Here is a 15910-nt window from a genome sequence, read left to right as displayed (position 1 = left end):
ACAATCAATTTGCCGAGACTTCTCCATGATCGAATCTGTCGAATCCTTCCTTTCGCGCCTCAAGAAACGCGACCCCGACCAGCCGGAATTTCACCAGGCCGTAGAGGAAGTCCTGCGCAGCCTGTGGCCGTTTCTTGAAGCCAACCCCCACTACCTGACGTCGGGCATTCTGGAGCGCATCTGCGAGCCGGAACGCGCGATCACCTTCCGGGTGTCGTGGGTGGATGATCACGGCAAGGTGCAGGTCAATCGCGGGTTTCGCATCCAGATGAACAGCGCCATCGGCCCCTACAAAGGCGGCCTGCGTTTTCACCCGTCGGTGAACCTGGGCGTGCTGAAATTCCTCGCCTTCGAACAGACCTTCAAAAACTCTCTGACCTCGCTGCCCATGGGCGGCGGCAAAGGCGGCTCGGACTTCGACCCCAAGGGCAAGAGCGACGCCGAAGTGATGCGCTTCTGCCAGGCGTTCATGAGCGAGCTGTACCGCCACATCGGCGCAGATGTGGATGTGCCGGCTGGCGATATCGGCGTGGGTGCGCGTGAAATCGGCTTCCTGTTTGGCCAGTACAAACGCCTGAGCAACCAGTTCACCTCAGTGCTGACCGGCAAAGGCATGGCCTACGGTGGCAGCCTGATCCGCCCTGAAGCCACCGGCTTTGGTTGCGTGTACTTCGCTGAAGAAATGCTCAAGCGCAACGGCCAGCGGGTTGAGGGCAAGCGCGTGGCCGTCTCCGGTTCCGGCAACGTCGCGCAATACGCAGCGCGCAAAGTCATGGACCTGGGCGGCAAGGTGGTTTCCCTCTCCGACTCCGAAGGCACCTTGTACGCCGAAAGCGGTTTGACCGAGGAGCAATGGTCGGCGCTGCTGGAGCTGAAAAACGTGCAGCGCGGCCGCATCAGCGAACTGGCCGTGCGTTTCGGCCTGGAGTTCCGCCAAGGCAAAACCCCTTGGGAGTTGGCCTGCGACATCGCGCTGCCCTGCGCGACCCAGAACGAACTCGACGCCGACGCCGCCCGCACGCTGCTGCGCAACGGCTGTCTCTGCGTGGCCGAAGGCGCCAACATGCCGACCACTTTGGAGGCTGTGGATATCTTTATCGAGGCGGGCATTCTGTTCGCACCGGGCAAAGCCTCCAACGCCGGTGGCGTGGCCGTGAGTGGCCTGGAAATGTCGCAGAACGCCATGCGCCTGCTGTGGACCGCGGGCGAAGTCGACAGCAAATTGCACAACATCATGCAGTCGATCCACCATGCCTGCGTGCATTACGGCGAAGAAAACGGCCGGGTCAACTACGTGAAGGGCGCGAACATCGCGGGCTTTGTGAAAGTCGCTGATGCGATGCTGGCCCAAGGCATCGTCTAGGCCTCGGGTTCGACCCGCAGCACTTCGATCAACTGATCGCCGACGGGGCGCTTCCACAGTACTTCGTCGCCGACCTGGGCGCCCAGCAATGCGCGGCCCAGCGGTGAGCCCCAGTTGATCAGGCGGGCGTGGGCGTCGGCCTGGTCTTCGCCGACCAGTTGAATGCGCTGCTGCTCGTCCTGCTCGTTGGCGAAGGTGACCCAACTGCCGATTTGCACCTTGTCGGTAGACGTCGCTGGTGGCATCACCTGGGCGCTTTGCACACGCTGGTTGAAGTAGCGCAAATCGCGCTCAAGGTCCGCCAGCCGCTGCTTATTGTCCCGGGCGGATTCGAGGCTGTATTCCTGCTGCAACTGCGCAACCTTGGCCTGCAACTGCGCTAACCCTTGCGCGGTGAGACGATTGGGCTGTTCACTCACCAGGCGCTCCACCGGCTGGTCGGCCTGGGCGGCGGCGTTGTCCTCATTTACAAAAGCTCGGCTCATGGAGTTCTCCCTCTATGGAGTTTGGGCCATGATCGCCGCGTGATCGTTCCCACGCTCTGCGTGGGCATGCAGCCCTGGACGCTCTGCGTCCGCTTTTCAGAAAAACCACCTACTACTGGCGATAGACGCGGGCAGCGTCGCGATCCTTCTCCTGTTGCCAGGCGCGTTCACGGTCATCCCAGTGGTTGTCCTTGTAGTCGCGCAACTCCTCGTTCTCACGCATGGCCTTGCACTGGCGAAAGCCATCTTCCCAGCCTTCGGCGTATTGACGGTCTTTGAGATAGCGCGGCACATTCTTGCGAAACTCCCCACTGATGACCCCAGCGGCCTGGCGACCACTGCTGCAACCGTCGTCAAAGCCATCGGCAAAGGCCGGAGGATAACCCTTGGCGATCAAATCCTGATGGGTGGACTGGCAACCCGACAACCACACTAGCGCACACAGCATTACCGCAGACCGCCACATGGCGTACTCCCTGGCCGCTTTACGGCTGATAGGGGAAGTCTAGTCAGGGATTTGTCGGGGAGGCGTGAAAGGGCGGTGAGAAAAGTGTTGAGTTAAAGGGCCAGGCCACGCTCTGCGCGGGAACGATCTAAAGACAGGCGCTGTCCTGTGGCGAGGGAGCTTGCTCCCGCTGGGGCGCGGAGCGGCCCCAAAAGATCGGGTCTGCTGCGCAGCCCAACGCAGGGCAAGCCTGCTCGCCACAAAGGGGGTTATGTCGTCTGGTCGGTCGTCAATGCGGCATGTTCAGCCAGCTCTTGCTGAATAAACGCCGCAATCATTGCGCGATACACCTGCTCAGTGACCTCAGGGTTGGCGCCCACCGCCTCGGATAAACCCCGCACTTTGGCGATCACCTGTTCAACCCGTTGTGGCGCCTTGACGCCATCGGCGTCTTTCTTAAAGCGCGCAGCCTGGGAAACGTAGTGGCCGCGCTCGGCCAGCAGGGTGACGATTTGTTGGTCGAGGCGGTCGATGTTTTCGCGGACTTGTTCAAGGGAGGTGCAGTTAACAGCCATGTTGATGGAACTCCTGATTGCGATGTGTCGGGATATGCACGGACCAAATGTGGGAGCGGGCTTGCTCGCGAAAGCGGTGGGTCAGTCAATGCATCATTACCTGGACGACCGCCATCGCGGGCAAGCCCGGCTCCCACCTTTGAACTGTGAACGGCGCAGAGCTCAAGTCAGGCGCAAAAAAGTGTGGGAGCTGGCTTGCCTGTGATGGCGGTATGTCAGCCAAAAATCAACAACTGACACTCCGCCATTGATCGTTCCCACGCTCTGCGTGGGAGCGATCCGGGGTGGTTAGTAGTGATACCACTTCACTTCAAGCATCACTTCATTCACGGGCGTCGACAAATGGCTGTACTCACGCTGGGCACTCAACCGCAGGCCCAGGTTGCGCGACAACTCCCACTGCTGGTTCAGGCTGATACTGCGCCGCACTTCGCCATTGGTGAAGAAATCACCCTTGGCCTCAAGGCTCAGATTCCCCAGCGGGTTTTTCCACAGCACGCCGGTGTTGAACCCGGCAGCCGGTGAGATGGCTTCGCTGAAGTCGTTGTTATGTTCCACACGCACGGTGCCGAGGGCAAAACCCAGCATGTCGTCGGTGAGTTGCCAGGTACCGCCGGCGCCGCCGTTGACGTGGGCGACGAGGGTTTCGTCGTCGTGCTTGCCCGGCACGCGCTCCAGGCCGCCGGTCACTTGCCATGACCACGGCTGCAACAGCGCATTACGCGGGGTCAGGGAGCGGATGGTGGCCAGGTCCAGCTGTTGCAGTTGCCAGTGGTTGCCTTCGTATTGGCGCAGTTTCATCTGCAAAATTTCAATCTGCGCGCCCAGCGGGAAGCCTTCGGCGTTGTCGTTGAGGTCGTGGTAGGCCATGCGCAGGCCGTATTCGCCGAAGGTTTTGCTGCCGCGGGTGCCGATGCCGGCTTGCCAGGTGCGCGACTCGTGGCCGTCTTCGGGCAGGCCAGGGCGTTCGATTTTAAGGTCGGGCGCCGGGTTCTGGTTGATTGCGCGCAACAGTTCGAAGCTGCGTTGCGAGCGTTCGGTGTCGCGCTCCAGGCCATTGGCGCGGTAGCGGCCGAGGCGATAGGCGGCGTCGATAATCAACGCCTGACGCTCGCGGGGCAGGGCCTTGAAGGCCGGTTCCTGCAACTGCTTCTGGTCGTCGCTGATTTTCAGCACCCATTGCTGCTCGTCGCCATCCAACGGTTTGGCGCGTTCGAGCAGTTCACGTTCGCGGGACGGGCGATAGTCGATTTTCTCCACCAAACCCGCTTCTTTTACCGCTTTAACGGTGTCGGTGGGGATCGCCGTGAGCGGGAATTGCTCGGTCAGGCGCAGGCTCGGGCGCGCCACTTGCAGCAGCTCCAGCAGGCGATAGGAGCAGTTTTCATCAAAGAAGAAGTAGTCGAACTGGATCTGCTTGAGCTCCCACACGTGCTCGACCATGCGCTTGGTCTCGACTTCGGTGAGGTTCAGGCGGTATTCCCACAGGTCGCGGTTTTCGAGGCTGCGGTACTCCGAGAGCTTTTCCTGGTACGGCACCAGCGCGAACAGGCCGGGGTAGCCGCCCATCAGGCCTTTCCAGGCATAGAGAATGCTGTTGTCGGAGCCTTCGATATAGGCGCCGAAGTTGATCGCGTAGCTCAGCAGCGCGGTGTTGTTGCTCTGCACGTCAGCCTGGTCGATACGCAGCAGGGTGTGGCCGAACATCGACGACGGGCTGTTGAGGTAGGCCGCCGGGAAGATCATCACCGCGCTGTGGGGCGCGACGTCCTTGAACCATTGGGTGAATTCTTTGCACTCCAGCGCGGGCAAGTCGGTGAGGTTCAACTGACTCTTGAGCCAGCGGGTACGTGCGGGGTAAACGCATTGGGCGTGCTTTTCGCCGAGGCTGGCCGGGGCGTACAGCGCCTCCACGGTGGCCTGCAGTTCCTGGTCCGGGTGGTGGGCGCCATCGGGGGCGAGGAAGAACTTTTTGTCGCTGACATAGCTGCGCCAGCCCTTGAGCTTGCCGGCTTCGTAATGGCCCAAAGACAGCCAGAACGGATCGTTGGCCAGTTGCTGCAAACGTTGATCATCAATATGCGGCGCCGCGTACAGCGGGGCGCAGGCGAAGAGTGCCAGCCAGGCAAAGCGTTTGAGCATAAGGGCAACTTAAGTCGGAAGTAGTGAGACCCAAAGGGGAGGCGGGCCCAAAAATAGAACCAAAAATAAAGCCAGAAATAAAACCCGCGCCTCGAAAGGCGCGGGCCAGTCGAGCTTAAGCCTGGGTGGCGTATTTGGCCAGGCGGGTATCGCTTTTCAGTACAGCCAGGGTGTTGTTGTGCACGTCGTCGGCGGTCACGTCAGCTTTGCTGAAGATCTGCTGGAAGTGCTCGTGGGTCACGGCCGCGAAGTGCTCGCGATCTTCCGGTGCAACGCCCAGTACCACCGCGTAAGTGGTAAGCGCTTCGCCGTTGCCTTTGGCCATGTCTTCGGACAGCTCGTTCATCATGCCATTCATGGCAATCCAGGACTTGCCGCCGTAGGTCAGGGCGCTGTTGGTGCTGCAACCGTTGGTGCCCGAGGTCATGCCGAAGGTGGCGTTACCCGAGGTGCCGTTGGTGGTGGAAGCGAGGAAGTGAGCGGGAGTGCCGCGCTGGCCTTCGAACAGCATGTTGCCCCAACCGCAGTTCGGGCCACCTGGCGATTCAGCCATTGCATTGAGGGAGACAACGGTGAAGAGAGTACCAAGAAGGATCCGTTTCATAGCTTTGTTCTCTTTGTGTGCAAACCAATGGACAAGGGTTCAGGCGCGTCGCAGCGCCCTAGGGGCCAGTTATTAGTCCAACCCGCGCAGTTTGGAGTTTAGGCACGTTCCTAGGGTTCCGTTATTTTTTATAAAACAATCCGTGTGGTTGTCGAGCGTGGCAGCGATTTTTTTGTAAGACGCATCCCCTGTCTATGCTTTCCCACAGGCTCGCCTTGCCAGAGCGCGTCAGCGAGAGCCAGAATGCCGTCATCTGCCCCGCCTGATGTAAGGAAGCCCGATGCCTGATCCTGTTGCTGCCAGCTTGCGTCTAGCGCCCGAAGCGCTGACTCGCCCTTTCTCCGCTGAACAGTTCAGCTTCTCGACCACCAATGATTTGGAGCCCTTTCGCGGTGTGCTTGGCCAGGAACGCGCAGTAGAAGCGTTGCAGTTCGGTGTGGCGATGCCACGCCCCGGTTACAACGTGTTTGTCATGGGCGAGCCCGGTACAGGCCGCTTTTCGTTCGTCAAACGCTACCTGAAAGCCGAAGGCAAACGCCTGCAGACCCCGGCGGACTGGGTCTACGTCAACAATTTTGACGAGCCGCGCGAACCGCGTGCCCTGGAATTGCCGGGCGGCGCTGCGGCGGCGTTCATCGCCGATATCAACGGCTTGGTCGACAACCTTGTCGCCACGTTCCCGGCCGTGTTCGAACACCCGACCTATCAACAGCGCAAAAGCGCCATCGACCGCGCCTTCAACCAGCGTTACGACAAGGCGTTGGACGTGATCGAGCGCCTGGCGCTGGAAAAAGACGTGGCGCTGTACCGCGACAGCTCCAACATCGCCTTCACGCCGATGCTCGACGGCAAGGCGCTGGACGAAGCCGAGTTCTCGCAACTGCCGGAAGTCGATCGCGAGCGCTTCCACACGGATATTTCCGAGCTGGAAGAGCGCCTCAACGAAGAACTGGCCAGCCTGCCGCAGTGGAAGCGTGAGTCCAACAACCAACTGCGCCAATTCAACGAAGAAACCATCACCCTGGCCCTGCAACCTTTGCTGGCGCCTCTGTCGGAAAAATACGCAGAGAACGCAGGCGTTTGCGGTTACCTGCAAGCCATGCAGGTCTACCTGCTGAAAACCGTGGTTGAGCAATTGGTCGACGACGCCAAGACCGACGCCCAGGCGCGCAAGCTGCTCGAAGAGCAATATTGCCCAAGCCTGGTGGTGGGCCATTCGGTCAATGGCGGCGCGCCGGTGGTGTTTGAACCGCACCCTACCTACGACAACCTGTTCGGCCGTATCGAATACAGCACCGACCAAGGCGCGCTCTACACCACCTATCGCCAGTTGCGTCCGGGCGCGTTGCACCGTGCCAATGGCGGTTTCCTGATCCTGGAAGCCGAGAAAATGCTCAGCGAGCCGTTTGTGTGGGACGCGCTCAAGCGCTCCTTGCAGTCGCGCAAGCTGAAGATGGAGTCGCCGCTGGGCGAGCTGGGCCGCTTGGCCACCGTGACCCTCAACCCGCAGATGATCCCGTTGCAGGTCAAGGTCATCATCATCGGCTCGCGCCAGCTGTACTACGCGTTGCAGGACGCCGACCCGGACTTCCAGGAGATGTTCCGCGTGCTGGTGGACTTCGACGAAGACATCCCGATGGTCGACGAAAGCCTGGAACAGTTCGCCCAGTTGCTCAAAACCCGCACCTCGGAAGAAGGCATGGCGCCGTTGACCTCGGACGCGGTGGCGCGGTTGGCCACTTACAGCGCACGGTTGGCGGAGCACCAAGGGCGTCTGTCGGCGCGCATTGGCGACTTGTTCCAACTGGTCAGCGAGGCGGACTTTATCCGCCACCTGGCGGGCGACGAGATGACTGATGCCGGCCATATCGAACGGGCGCTCAAGGCCAAGGCCACGCGCACCGGGCGTGTATCGGCGCGGATTCTCGACGACATGCTCGCCGGGGTCATCCTGATCGACACCGCCGGTGCGGCGGTCGGCAAGTGCAACGGGCTGACCGTGCTGGAAGTCGGTGATTCGGCGTTCGGCGTGCCGGCGCGGATTTCCGCCACGGTGTACCCGGGCGGCAGCGGCATTGTCGACATCGAGCGCGAAGTTAACCTCGGCCAGCCGATCCACTCCAAGGGCGTGATGATCCTCACCGGTTACCTGGGCAGTCGTTATGCCCAGGAATTCCCGCTGGCGATTTCGGCCAGTATCGCGTTGGAGCAGTCCTACGGTTACGTGGACGGTGACAGTGCGTCGTTGGGCGAGGCGTGTACCTTGATTTCGGCCTTGTCGAAAACGCCGCTCAAGCAGTGTTTTGCCATCACCGGCTCAATCAACCAGTTCGGTGAAGTGCAGGCGGTGGGTGGGGTCAACGAGAAGATCGAAGGCTTCTTCCGCCTCTGTGAAGCTCGCGGCTTGACCGGCGAGCAGGGCGCAATCATCCCGCAGGCCAACGTGGCCACGCTGATGCTCGACGAGAAGGTGCTGCAAGCCGTGCGCGACGGGCAGTTCCATATCTATGCCGTGCGTCAGGCCGACGAGGCGCTGAGCCTGTTGGTGGGCGAGCCTGCCGGTGAGCCGGACGAAGAAGGGCAATTCTCCGAAGGCACAGTGAATGCGCGCGTGGTTGAGCGTTTGCGTGCGATCGCCGAGATGATCAGTGAGGATGATTTGAAGGAGGCGGAGAAGGAGCTGGCGCAGCAGGCGTTGGCGCAAACCCAGCCAACCTGATCTGCAGTTCGGAACGCGGTAAATGTGGGAGCTGGCTTGCCTGCGATAGCGGTGGGTCAGCCAGCAGAAGTGTCGGCTATGAGTCAGTCATCGCAGGCAAGCCAGCTCCCACATTGGATCGGTGGTGTTTCGTCACAAAATTGACTCCCATTTCAGGGACCAACGCCCGTTGGTCCCTACAACCTTGGTTTGTACTGGTTTTCTTCTATTCTGACTTTTAGGGATATCCACAGGAGTCGCAGGACAGAGACAGCCTCCCCGCGTGATTGAGGCTGAACACCGATCTACCGAGGGGCGCCGCCATGTCGCGCAACCTTTGCCTTACCCGCCAATGCCTGGGCCTGGTCACCCGTATCGAATGCTCCATTCGCCCGCTCGCGGGGGATAACGGCATGTGGACCTTATTGTTTGCGGCCGGCATGACCGGCGAGCAGCCGTCCACCATCAAGTCCCAAGGCCCTTTCCATGGGCCATTCGTGGCAGAAACCATTCTGGAGTCGATTGTGCAAAGCCTGACCTTGCATGGCTATGCGCTGGCCGATGACCCGCAGATCTGGTGCCTGCACCTGCAGGCCCATCTGCGACAACTCAACGGCGGGCGCTCGCATCCGGTCAGCGATACTCACCATTGATCGTTCCCACGCTCCGCGTGGGAATGCCGCTCCGGACGCTCCGCGTCCCGCAGCCAGCGCATGTTCAAGCCGTGTGCAGGTGACGCGGAGCGTCACGGGATGCATTCCCACGCGGAGCGTGGGAACGATCGATAGCCTGACGTTGCATGGCTATGCGCTGCTGATGACCTGCAGATCTGCGACAACTCAACGGCGGGCGAGGGCGATTGGCGCTGTGATGATCGTTCCCACGCTCCGCGTGGGAATGCCGCCCCGGACGCTCCGCGTCCCGCAGCCAGCGCAGGTTCAAGCCGTGGGCAGGTGACGCGGAGCGTCACGGGATGCATTCCCACGCGGAGCGTGGGGACGATCGGCGGGGTTACTTGCTCTCGGGCTTATCCAGCTTGACCTCAAAACCGTATTGCACGGTGTTCAGTTCGGTGCGCTGGTAGCTTTCCAGGCTGGTCGGCTGGCCGTAGAAGTAATGCACATCAAACAGCGCCGTGCCGTATTCCTCGGCGCGGTGGCTCACGCCGAGGATTTCCTTGAGGTACTTGCCCGTGGCGTCCTTGGCGTAGAAGCGCCAGCTGTCGGCGGGGAATTCCTTTTGGTCGACGATCAGCGCGTTGTCCTTGAGCGACAGGCCTTTAGGCAGCTTGGCCACGTCTATCGTGTTTTTTTCGATGGTGGCCAAAAACAGCGGCACCGAGCCCACCACAAAGGCCGGGTTTTCCGGGAACAGGTTGAGGTCATAGGTGAGTGTGCCGCTGCCGGCGTTCAGCTCGAAGGCCTCGGTGGGCAGTTCAATCGGCTCGCCGCGCTCGCCTTTGTCGTCCGCCGTGAAGAAGGTGATGGGCGCGTCGCTGTTGTTGCGATCAGCACCGACCAGGTCGTCATTGAACGTGAACGGGTGGTCAAACACGATCTTCGCCGCGCTGGCGTCTTCGGTCGACTGGGTGATGGTCACGCTTTTTTTCAGCTGGTCCTCGGTCATGGCGGCGTCTTTAAGCCAGCTGGCGGCGCTGTCGTCGTACACGGTGACCGGCATCGGCAGCGCTTGCACGCTGCTTTGCAGGCTGTTCTTGTCGAAGCGCTGCACCGGCAGGTCCAGGTCTTTGCGGGTGAGGGTGGCTTTGGAGAAGTCCAGTACATCGACCTGCAGGGTGTCGATCAGGCCATTGAAATACACCTTGGCGTAGTGGCTGCTCTGTTTGTGCTCGAAGGCTTTTTGTTCGTCGGTGAGTTGTTTTTCAAAGGCATCCGACCAGGCATTCTGCTTTTGCATCTCGGCCAGTTGTTTCTCGTAGAACGCCACTTGCGCGGCATTTTCGTTGATTGAACCCGAGCGGGTCAGGTACTGCCCGGTGCTGTCGCGGGCCTGCACCAGCAATGGGTTGGGCGATTCATCGCCGACTTCCGGCGCCAGCGGTTCGCTGTTGGTCAGTTCAATCTCGGCGTAGTTTTTTTCAAGCAACAGCAGGTTGAGGGTGATATTGCCTTCGGTGCGCTTGTGGCCTACGTCTTTTTTCGACAGGTCGAAGGTCAGCACCTTGCCCGGCGCGACCACTTCAACCGAGCCTTTGAGGCTGACGGGCTGCGGCTGGCTCTTGTTGTCGGTCTCGACGCCTTCGATAAACGGGTAGGTCACGGTCAAGTCATCGGGGTTGGTCAGGTTGGAGCTGCTGGGGCTCAACTGGATACCCGGGTCGGTTTCCGACCATTCCGGCTGGAAGGGGATGACTTTATTGTTGCTCAAGGTCACCGACTGCCATTCCAGGCCGTGGGGGAAGGGGAACTGGTCGGGGCTGTTGAAGCTGAACGGGAATACCGGCTGCAAATCGGTCAGGTAGTCGGAGTGCGAGGCTTTGCGCAGCACGAACAGGCCGTTGATGTAGGTGTCGACCAAGGCTTGGGGCGTGGGGTAGTGCGTGAGCAGGGCCAGGGTATCTTCACCGTATTCGGCTTCGATGGGCTTGTTGGCGAGCTTGACGCGCGCCCGTTCCAGCAACAGCAGGGAGCCGCCGAGGTCGGCGATGGCGTCTCTGAGTTTAGGGTCTTGAATGCTGTCCAGCGATTGTTCGAACTTTGCGGTTTTCTCTTCGAGGGTGGCCTGCTTCTGCTCTTCTTTCGGGGAGCAGCCACCAGCCATCAGCAACACCGCACACAGGCCAAGGGTGGCCAAAGGGGATCGCACATCCGTCATCTGAATCTTCCTGTCCGACATCATCGAGCCGAGTGAGAGGACTCGACACTAGCAGAAAAATTCTCTTACAGATGCCGTACAGATCAGTTTTCTCGTGGTTCCAGCTGTTTGGAGGCGGCTGGTATACTCGCGGCCATTTTTAGCCTGGCTGTGTGAGATCTGATGGAACGCTTTATCGAAAATACGATGTACGCCTCGCGCTGGCTGCTGGCGCCGATTTACCTGGGGCTTTCGTTGGGTCTGCTGATCCTGGCGCTGAAGTTTTTCCAGGAAATCATCCACGTCCTGCCCAACATCTTCACCATGTTGGAATCGGAAGTGATCCTGTTGCTGCTGTCGTTGATCGACATGGCGCTGGTCGGCGGTTTGCTGGTGATGGTGATGATTTCCGGCTACGAGAACTTCGTCTCGCAGCTGGATATCGATGAGAACAAAGAAAAGCTCAACTGGCTGGGCACCATGGACTCTTCGTCGCTGAAGATGAAAGTGGCGGCTTCCATCGTGGCGATTTCGTCCATCCACCTGCTGCGCATCTTCATGGACGCCAAGAACGTCGATCCGCAGCATTTGATGTGGTACGTGATCATCCACATGACCTTCGTGGTCTCCGCGTTTGCCATGGGTTACCTGGACAAGCTCACCAAGCACTGATGCCCCGCGTTAGCCTTACTGCGTCACAAAGTAGTAAGGCTGGCGGCCGATCTTCATTTCCTTGATCACGTTGACCTTCTCGCTCAACTGTTCGGTGCGGTCCAGCAACGCAATGTTGCCGGGCTTGGCGGTGAGGAAGCTGCGCAACTCGGCTTCGGTCTGCAGGATCGGCAAGTACGCCTGCAGATAGAACACGCTGGCCCCGGCGATACGCTCGTTAGGCTGGAACAGCACCACGTCCTTGCCTTCGGTTTGAAAGGCTTTGGCCTGGCTGATCACCGGCACGAACGACTCGCGTTTGTCGGCCTTTGGCGCGAACCAGAACGCGGCGCTCATATAGCTGAGGATGGCCAGGGTAAAAGCACCGACGATCACGCGCCGGTGGTAGCGGTAAATCGCCGGTTTGTGGGCTTTAAGCCATTCCAGCAACACCCCGGCATATTCCGCGGCCAGCACGGCGGCGGCTGGCGTGAGGGCCATCAAATAAACCGTGCGTTTACTCGACGCCAGGGTCAGCAGGGTGAACTGCGCCACCAGCCACACGCTGAAAAACAGGCGGTAGCGGTTGCGCACCAGGCTTTTGCGAAAGTGCCACAGGCCCAGGTACACCAGGATATTCCACGGCAAAAAGGCTTCGGGCAGCTTGGCGATGTAGTAGTAGATCGGTTCGTAATGCCCGGCCTCGACGAAGGAGCCGCTGAAGCGTCCTACGCTGTTGGTCCACAGCACTTCAGCCACCGCCTGCATACCGCCGCGCTGGAACAGGAAGCCCAGCCAGATCAACAGCGGCACCAGCGCCAGCAGCGTGAACAACGCCGGCTTGAGCCAGTCGCCGATGCGCAGGCGTTTATCCATCAGGCTGGTGCTGAGCAAATACACAAAAATCACAATGCCCGGCATCGCCAGGCCCAGCACGCCTTTGCTCAACGTGGCGATGACCATGCCGACGGTAAACATCGCCCAGGCCCAACCACTTGAGCCTTCGCGATCAGTCCGCACGGCCTGGTAGAACCCCAGCAGCGCTGTGGTCACGCCGAGGCTGAGCAATGAGTCCTCACCCACGCCGCGCACATTGCCCCAGTAACTGGCCATGGTCGCCAGGATCAGCGCGGCGCAGAACGCCAGGGTTTGCGGCCGCCCGAACTTGCGCAGCATCGCGTAAAACAGCATCACACTGAACAACCCGGCGAACGCCGACGCCAGGCGCACCGCCCAACTGGTGCCGCCAAACAGGCGAATGGCGCCAGCATCCAGCCACAGGCTCAGGGGTGGTTTTTCCAGGAAGGGTTCACGGAACAGGCGCGGGATCACCCAGTCATTGTCCAGGTGCATGGCCATGGCGATCCCGGCGACGCGGGCTTCAGTGGAGCCTTGCAGCTCATGGCTGCCAAGGGCGAAGAAGAACAACACAGCAACGAGAAGGAGCAGCAGAGGAACGGGACGCGTCATGGTTCTGGCTACCGAAGCAGGGGACCGCTCGGGGGAGCGGCCATGTTAATCGGTCAGTATATGTATCCGTTTCTTAACATTTCGTGAACGAGTGTGGGGTTTTTGTACGGCTCGCTCAGCCCCGTATTCAAGGCAGTTTCAAGCTGGGCAGCGCCGCTTTGCCTGGCTCGGTGAGTACCGGCTCCAATTGCGCCCAGGTGAAGCTCAACTCATTGTCGCAGCCGTCGCCCGTGGCGCGTGTGGAGAGTTGCAAGCCTTGGGTGTTGAAGCTCAGGTCGAAGCTGTCGTAACTGGTGATTGCCGGGCAGCCCTCGTCGGTGGTGGTTTGTTTGGCCAGCCAGGCGCTGAAGGTGGCAGGCAACTTCACGTGCCCGGAGTAGACGTCATACCCTTGTTGTTGGCCACCGAGCCAGGTCCACGGGTCAACACGTTCGCCGGTTTGCAGGTTCCAGGAGTGCAGCCCCCAACTGATGCCCCGCGCGCCGGTACCCGCCGCCCAGCGATAGAACTTTACGGTGATGAATTGCGATGACCAATACGTAGGCTCGACGTCGATTTCGCTGGTGTAGCCCGAGCCGTTTCGTGCGAGGTACTCACGGCGTTCCTGGAAGTAATCCGCCTGCGCCTCATCGTTGACGGCCAGAGCCGCGAGTTGCTGGTTGATCTTCTGAATCGCCGGGCTGTCGCCCTCGAGCTTGATCGTGACCTGTGCGCCTTGGGCCTTAAGCAGATACGCGTGGTTTTCGAAGCTTTTTTTCTCGGTCTTCACCGGCAGCGGCGCGGCTTCCATGGGCGCGTTGTAGGCGTCGCTGCCGCAGCCGTCGGTGCTGATGCGTTTCAAGGCCAGTGGCAGCGATTTGGCGTCCTTGGTTTTGCTCCAGGCGCCCGCGAGCGTATCGCCCTGAGGTTTGTCCAGCTTCCACAGCCCGGTATTGCCGGCTTCCACCCACGGTGCGTTGTCGTTGGCCTGGGTCAGTTGGATCGGTGTGAGAATGCGCTGGTAGTAGTAACTGCCCTGTTCGCCGTCGGCGCCGTTGAAACAGGCGGTGATGGCGGATTTACCCAGCGTGCCCTGCCACACGCCCGCGAGGTCGGCGGCGTTGGCGAGGAAGGGCGTGAAGGCGAGGGCGATGACGGCGAGGGGCTTGAGCACGGGTATCTGACTTCCGGTTGTCTGATAAAGGTCGTCAGGGTAATGGGAAAGAGGTGTCTACGAAACCTGGGGCGATTCAAACACCTTCTTTTTAGATAAGGTAACTCTCGGTTTTTATATCCTTAGTCATTAAGAATATTGGTGCCTGGCAGGTTGGCAGGGTACTAATCGCTACTTTGCCCCTTGGCAGTTCGGGCGTTCTACTGCTGCTTAACCAAGGCCTGTCACCCATGGAAAGTCCGAGCATCGAATACACCGACAAACAGCGCTGGTTTGCCTTAACCAAGATCAATACCCTCTCGGCACTCTCGCAGATCGTGCAGATCGGCACCGTTACGCCACTGCTTTCGCTGTCGCTGGAACAGCAAGGCGTGGAGCCGGCCAAGATCGGCGTGATTGTCAGCGCCTCGTGGCTGGCGATCCTGCTGCTGTACAAATGGGTGCCGCGTTTGCTCGCCCACCTGGGGCTGGTCAAGACCAACATCCTCAGTGCGCTGCTCACCGTTGGCGCATTGATCGGCATGACCTTGACCCACCACCTGGTGCTGATTTTTGCGCTGAATTTTGTCCTCGGTATCGGCCTGATCCTGCGCTGGATCGCCTGCGATACCTGGATCGTCGCCGTCGCCTCCAAAGATGAACGCGGCCGCGCGATTGGCGTACACGAAACCCTCATGGGCCTGGGCATCGCCGTCGGCCCGCTGCTGCTGGTGGCCTTCGGCGTCGGCAGCGCCGCGCCTTACTACGCCTGCGCCGTCATCGTCCTGCTCTCCGGCCTATTGGCACTCACCCTCAAACCCTACGACACCCAACCACAAACCCCGGCAGAAAAACGCCACGGCAAATTATTCAGCGTCATCCCCACCGCACTCTGCGGCGCGTTTATCGCCGGCTTCGCCGAAACCTCATCCGTATCATTCCTGGCCAGCTACAGCCTCTCGGCCGGCTACCTGCTCACCGCCGCGACCCTGCTGATCTCAGTCTTCGGCATCGGCGGCACCCTGCTGCAACTGCCCATCGGCTGGATGGCCGACCGCAGCTCCTACAAAATCGGCCAACTGGTCTGCGGATTGATCCTGCTGCTAGGCACCCTCGCCATCCCATTCAGCCAGCCGCTTCCCTGGCTGGCGACGCTCATCGTGTTTCTGTGGGGCGGGGCGATTGGCGGCATGAACACCCTGGCGGTGATTGAGGCGGGGGATCGGGTGGGGGAGCATCAGGTCTCTACGGCGATGACGGCGATTGCGATGTTTTATACGTTGGGGAGTGTGTTGGGGCCTATAGCTACGGGGGTGGTGGTTTCTTATGTGAGTGGGCATGGGTTGATGATAGCGGTGGGGGTGGTGGGGGTGGTTTTTGTGGGGATGTTGGTGGTGCGTAGAGATCCGGCGCGGGGGTGATTGGGGGCGAGTTTCAGGTACAAAAAAAGACGTCTGTGGACGTCTTTTTTTGTTTAGGTGGTGGGGCGGGGTAATCTGTGGATGTTGGGTTCAGACCGGGTTTATTTCGA

General features: G+C 60.2%; 13 protein-coding genes. 5 read left to right on the top strand and 8 right to left on the bottom strand.

Features of this window, described 5'->3' with window-relative positions; genetic code table 11:
- Nucleotides 1-25 precede the first annotated feature (25 nt).
- Nucleotides 26-1363, top strand: a complete 1338-nt coding sequence (gdhA, locus tag HBO41_RS18725; RefSeq protein ID WP_169987331.1) for an NADP-specific glutamate dehydrogenase — start codon at nucleotides 26-28, stop codon at nucleotides 1361-1363.
- Here the strand turns inward: gdhA and HBO41_RS18720 are convergent.
- The 5 genes from HBO41_RS18720 to HBO41_RS18700 form a co-directional block, all read right to left on the bottom strand.
- Nucleotides 1360-1848 carry a GreA/GreB family elongation factor gene (locus tag HBO41_RS18720; protein ID WP_099547622.1) on the bottom strand — a complete coding sequence of 163 codons (489 nt, stop codon included), beginning with the start codon at nucleotides 1846-1848 and terminating at the stop codon, nucleotides 1360-1362. The genes gdhA and HBO41_RS18720 overlap by 4 nt on opposite strands.
- A 112-nt stretch (nucleotides 1849-1960) precedes the next feature.
- Nucleotides 1961-2314, bottom strand: coding sequence for a hypothetical protein (locus HBO41_RS18715; protein ID WP_099547623.1), 354 nt, complete (start codon nucleotides 2312-2314; stop codon nucleotides 1961-1963).
- Nucleotides 2315-2562: 248 nt separating this feature from the next.
- Nucleotides 2563-2868, bottom strand: coding sequence for a chorismate mutase (locus HBO41_RS18710; protein WP_017139296.1), 306 nt, complete (start codon nucleotides 2866-2868; stop codon nucleotides 2563-2565).
- Between the two features lie 288 nt (nucleotides 2869-3156).
- Nucleotides 3157-5010, bottom strand: coding sequence for a DUF4105 domain-containing protein (locus HBO41_RS18705; protein WP_065911148.1), 1854 nt, complete (start codon nucleotides 5008-5010; stop codon nucleotides 3157-3159).
- A gap of 115 nt (nucleotides 5011-5125) precedes the next feature.
- Complete coding sequence (locus HBO41_RS18700) at nucleotides 5126-5614, bottom strand: DUF3015 domain-containing protein (protein ID WP_017139294.1); 489 nt, start codon at nucleotides 5612-5614, stop codon at nucleotides 5126-5128.
- A gap of 280 nt (nucleotides 5615-5894) precedes the next feature.
- On the opposite strand from HBO41_RS18700, the gene HBO41_RS18695 reads away from it, so the two are divergent.
- Nucleotides 5895-8333 carry a Lon protease family protein gene (locus HBO41_RS18695; RefSeq protein WP_169987329.1) on the top strand — a complete coding sequence of 813 codons (2439 nt, stop codon included), beginning with the start codon at nucleotides 5895-5897 and terminating at the stop codon, nucleotides 8331-8333.
- A 302-nt stretch (nucleotides 8334-8635) separates the two neighbouring features.
- Nucleotides 8636-8965, top strand: a complete 330-nt coding sequence (locus HBO41_RS18690; RefSeq protein WP_099547625.1) for a hypothetical protein — start codon at nucleotides 8636-8638, stop codon at nucleotides 8963-8965.
- 358 nt (nucleotides 8966-9323) lie between these two features.
- On the opposite strand, the gene HBO41_RS18685 is transcribed toward HBO41_RS18690, so the two are convergent.
- On the bottom strand, nucleotides 9324-11147 hold the full coding sequence (locus HBO41_RS18685; protein WP_169987327.1) for a hypothetical protein: 1824 nt from the start codon (nucleotides 11145-11147) through the stop codon (nucleotides 9324-9326).
- 162 nt (nucleotides 11148-11309) lie between these two features.
- Between HBO41_RS18685 and HBO41_RS18680 the strand changes: the two genes are divergently transcribed.
- On the top strand, nucleotides 11310-11798 hold the full coding sequence (locus HBO41_RS18680; RefSeq protein WP_017139291.1) for a TIGR00645 family protein: 489 nt from the start codon (nucleotides 11310-11312) through the stop codon (nucleotides 11796-11798).
- A 15-nt stretch (nucleotides 11799-11813) separates the two neighbouring features.
- Here HBO41_RS18680 and HBO41_RS18675 read toward each other — a convergent pair whose 3' ends face one another.
- Nucleotides 11814-13247 (bottom strand): glycosyltransferase family 39 protein, encoded by a 1434-nt coding sequence (locus HBO41_RS18675; protein ID WP_017139290.1) that lies wholly within the window; start codon nucleotides 13245-13247, stop codon nucleotides 11814-11816.
- A gap of 127 nt (nucleotides 13248-13374) precedes the next feature.
- Complete coding sequence (locus tag HBO41_RS18670; RefSeq protein WP_099547627.1) at nucleotides 13375-14400, bottom strand: hypothetical protein; 1026 nt, start codon at nucleotides 14398-14400, stop codon at nucleotides 13375-13377.
- A gap of 230 nt (nucleotides 14401-14630) precedes the next feature.
- On the opposite strand from HBO41_RS18670, the gene HBO41_RS18665 reads away from it, so the two are divergent.
- A complete protein-coding gene (locus HBO41_RS18665) occupies nucleotides 14631-15800 on the top strand; it encodes an MFS transporter (RefSeq protein ID WP_169987325.1) in 1170 nt (389 codons plus the stop codon).
- The last annotated feature ends 110 nt before the right edge of the window (nucleotides 15801-15910 follow it).

The organism is Pseudomonas sp. WS 5146 (assembly GCF_012985495.1).
Lineage (GTDB): Bacteria > Pseudomonadota > Gammaproteobacteria > Pseudomonadales > Pseudomonadaceae > Aquipseudomonas > Aquipseudomonas edaphica.
Note: the sequence above shows the minus strand (reverse complement) of the source record. Positions and strands in the feature narration are given on the sequence as shown.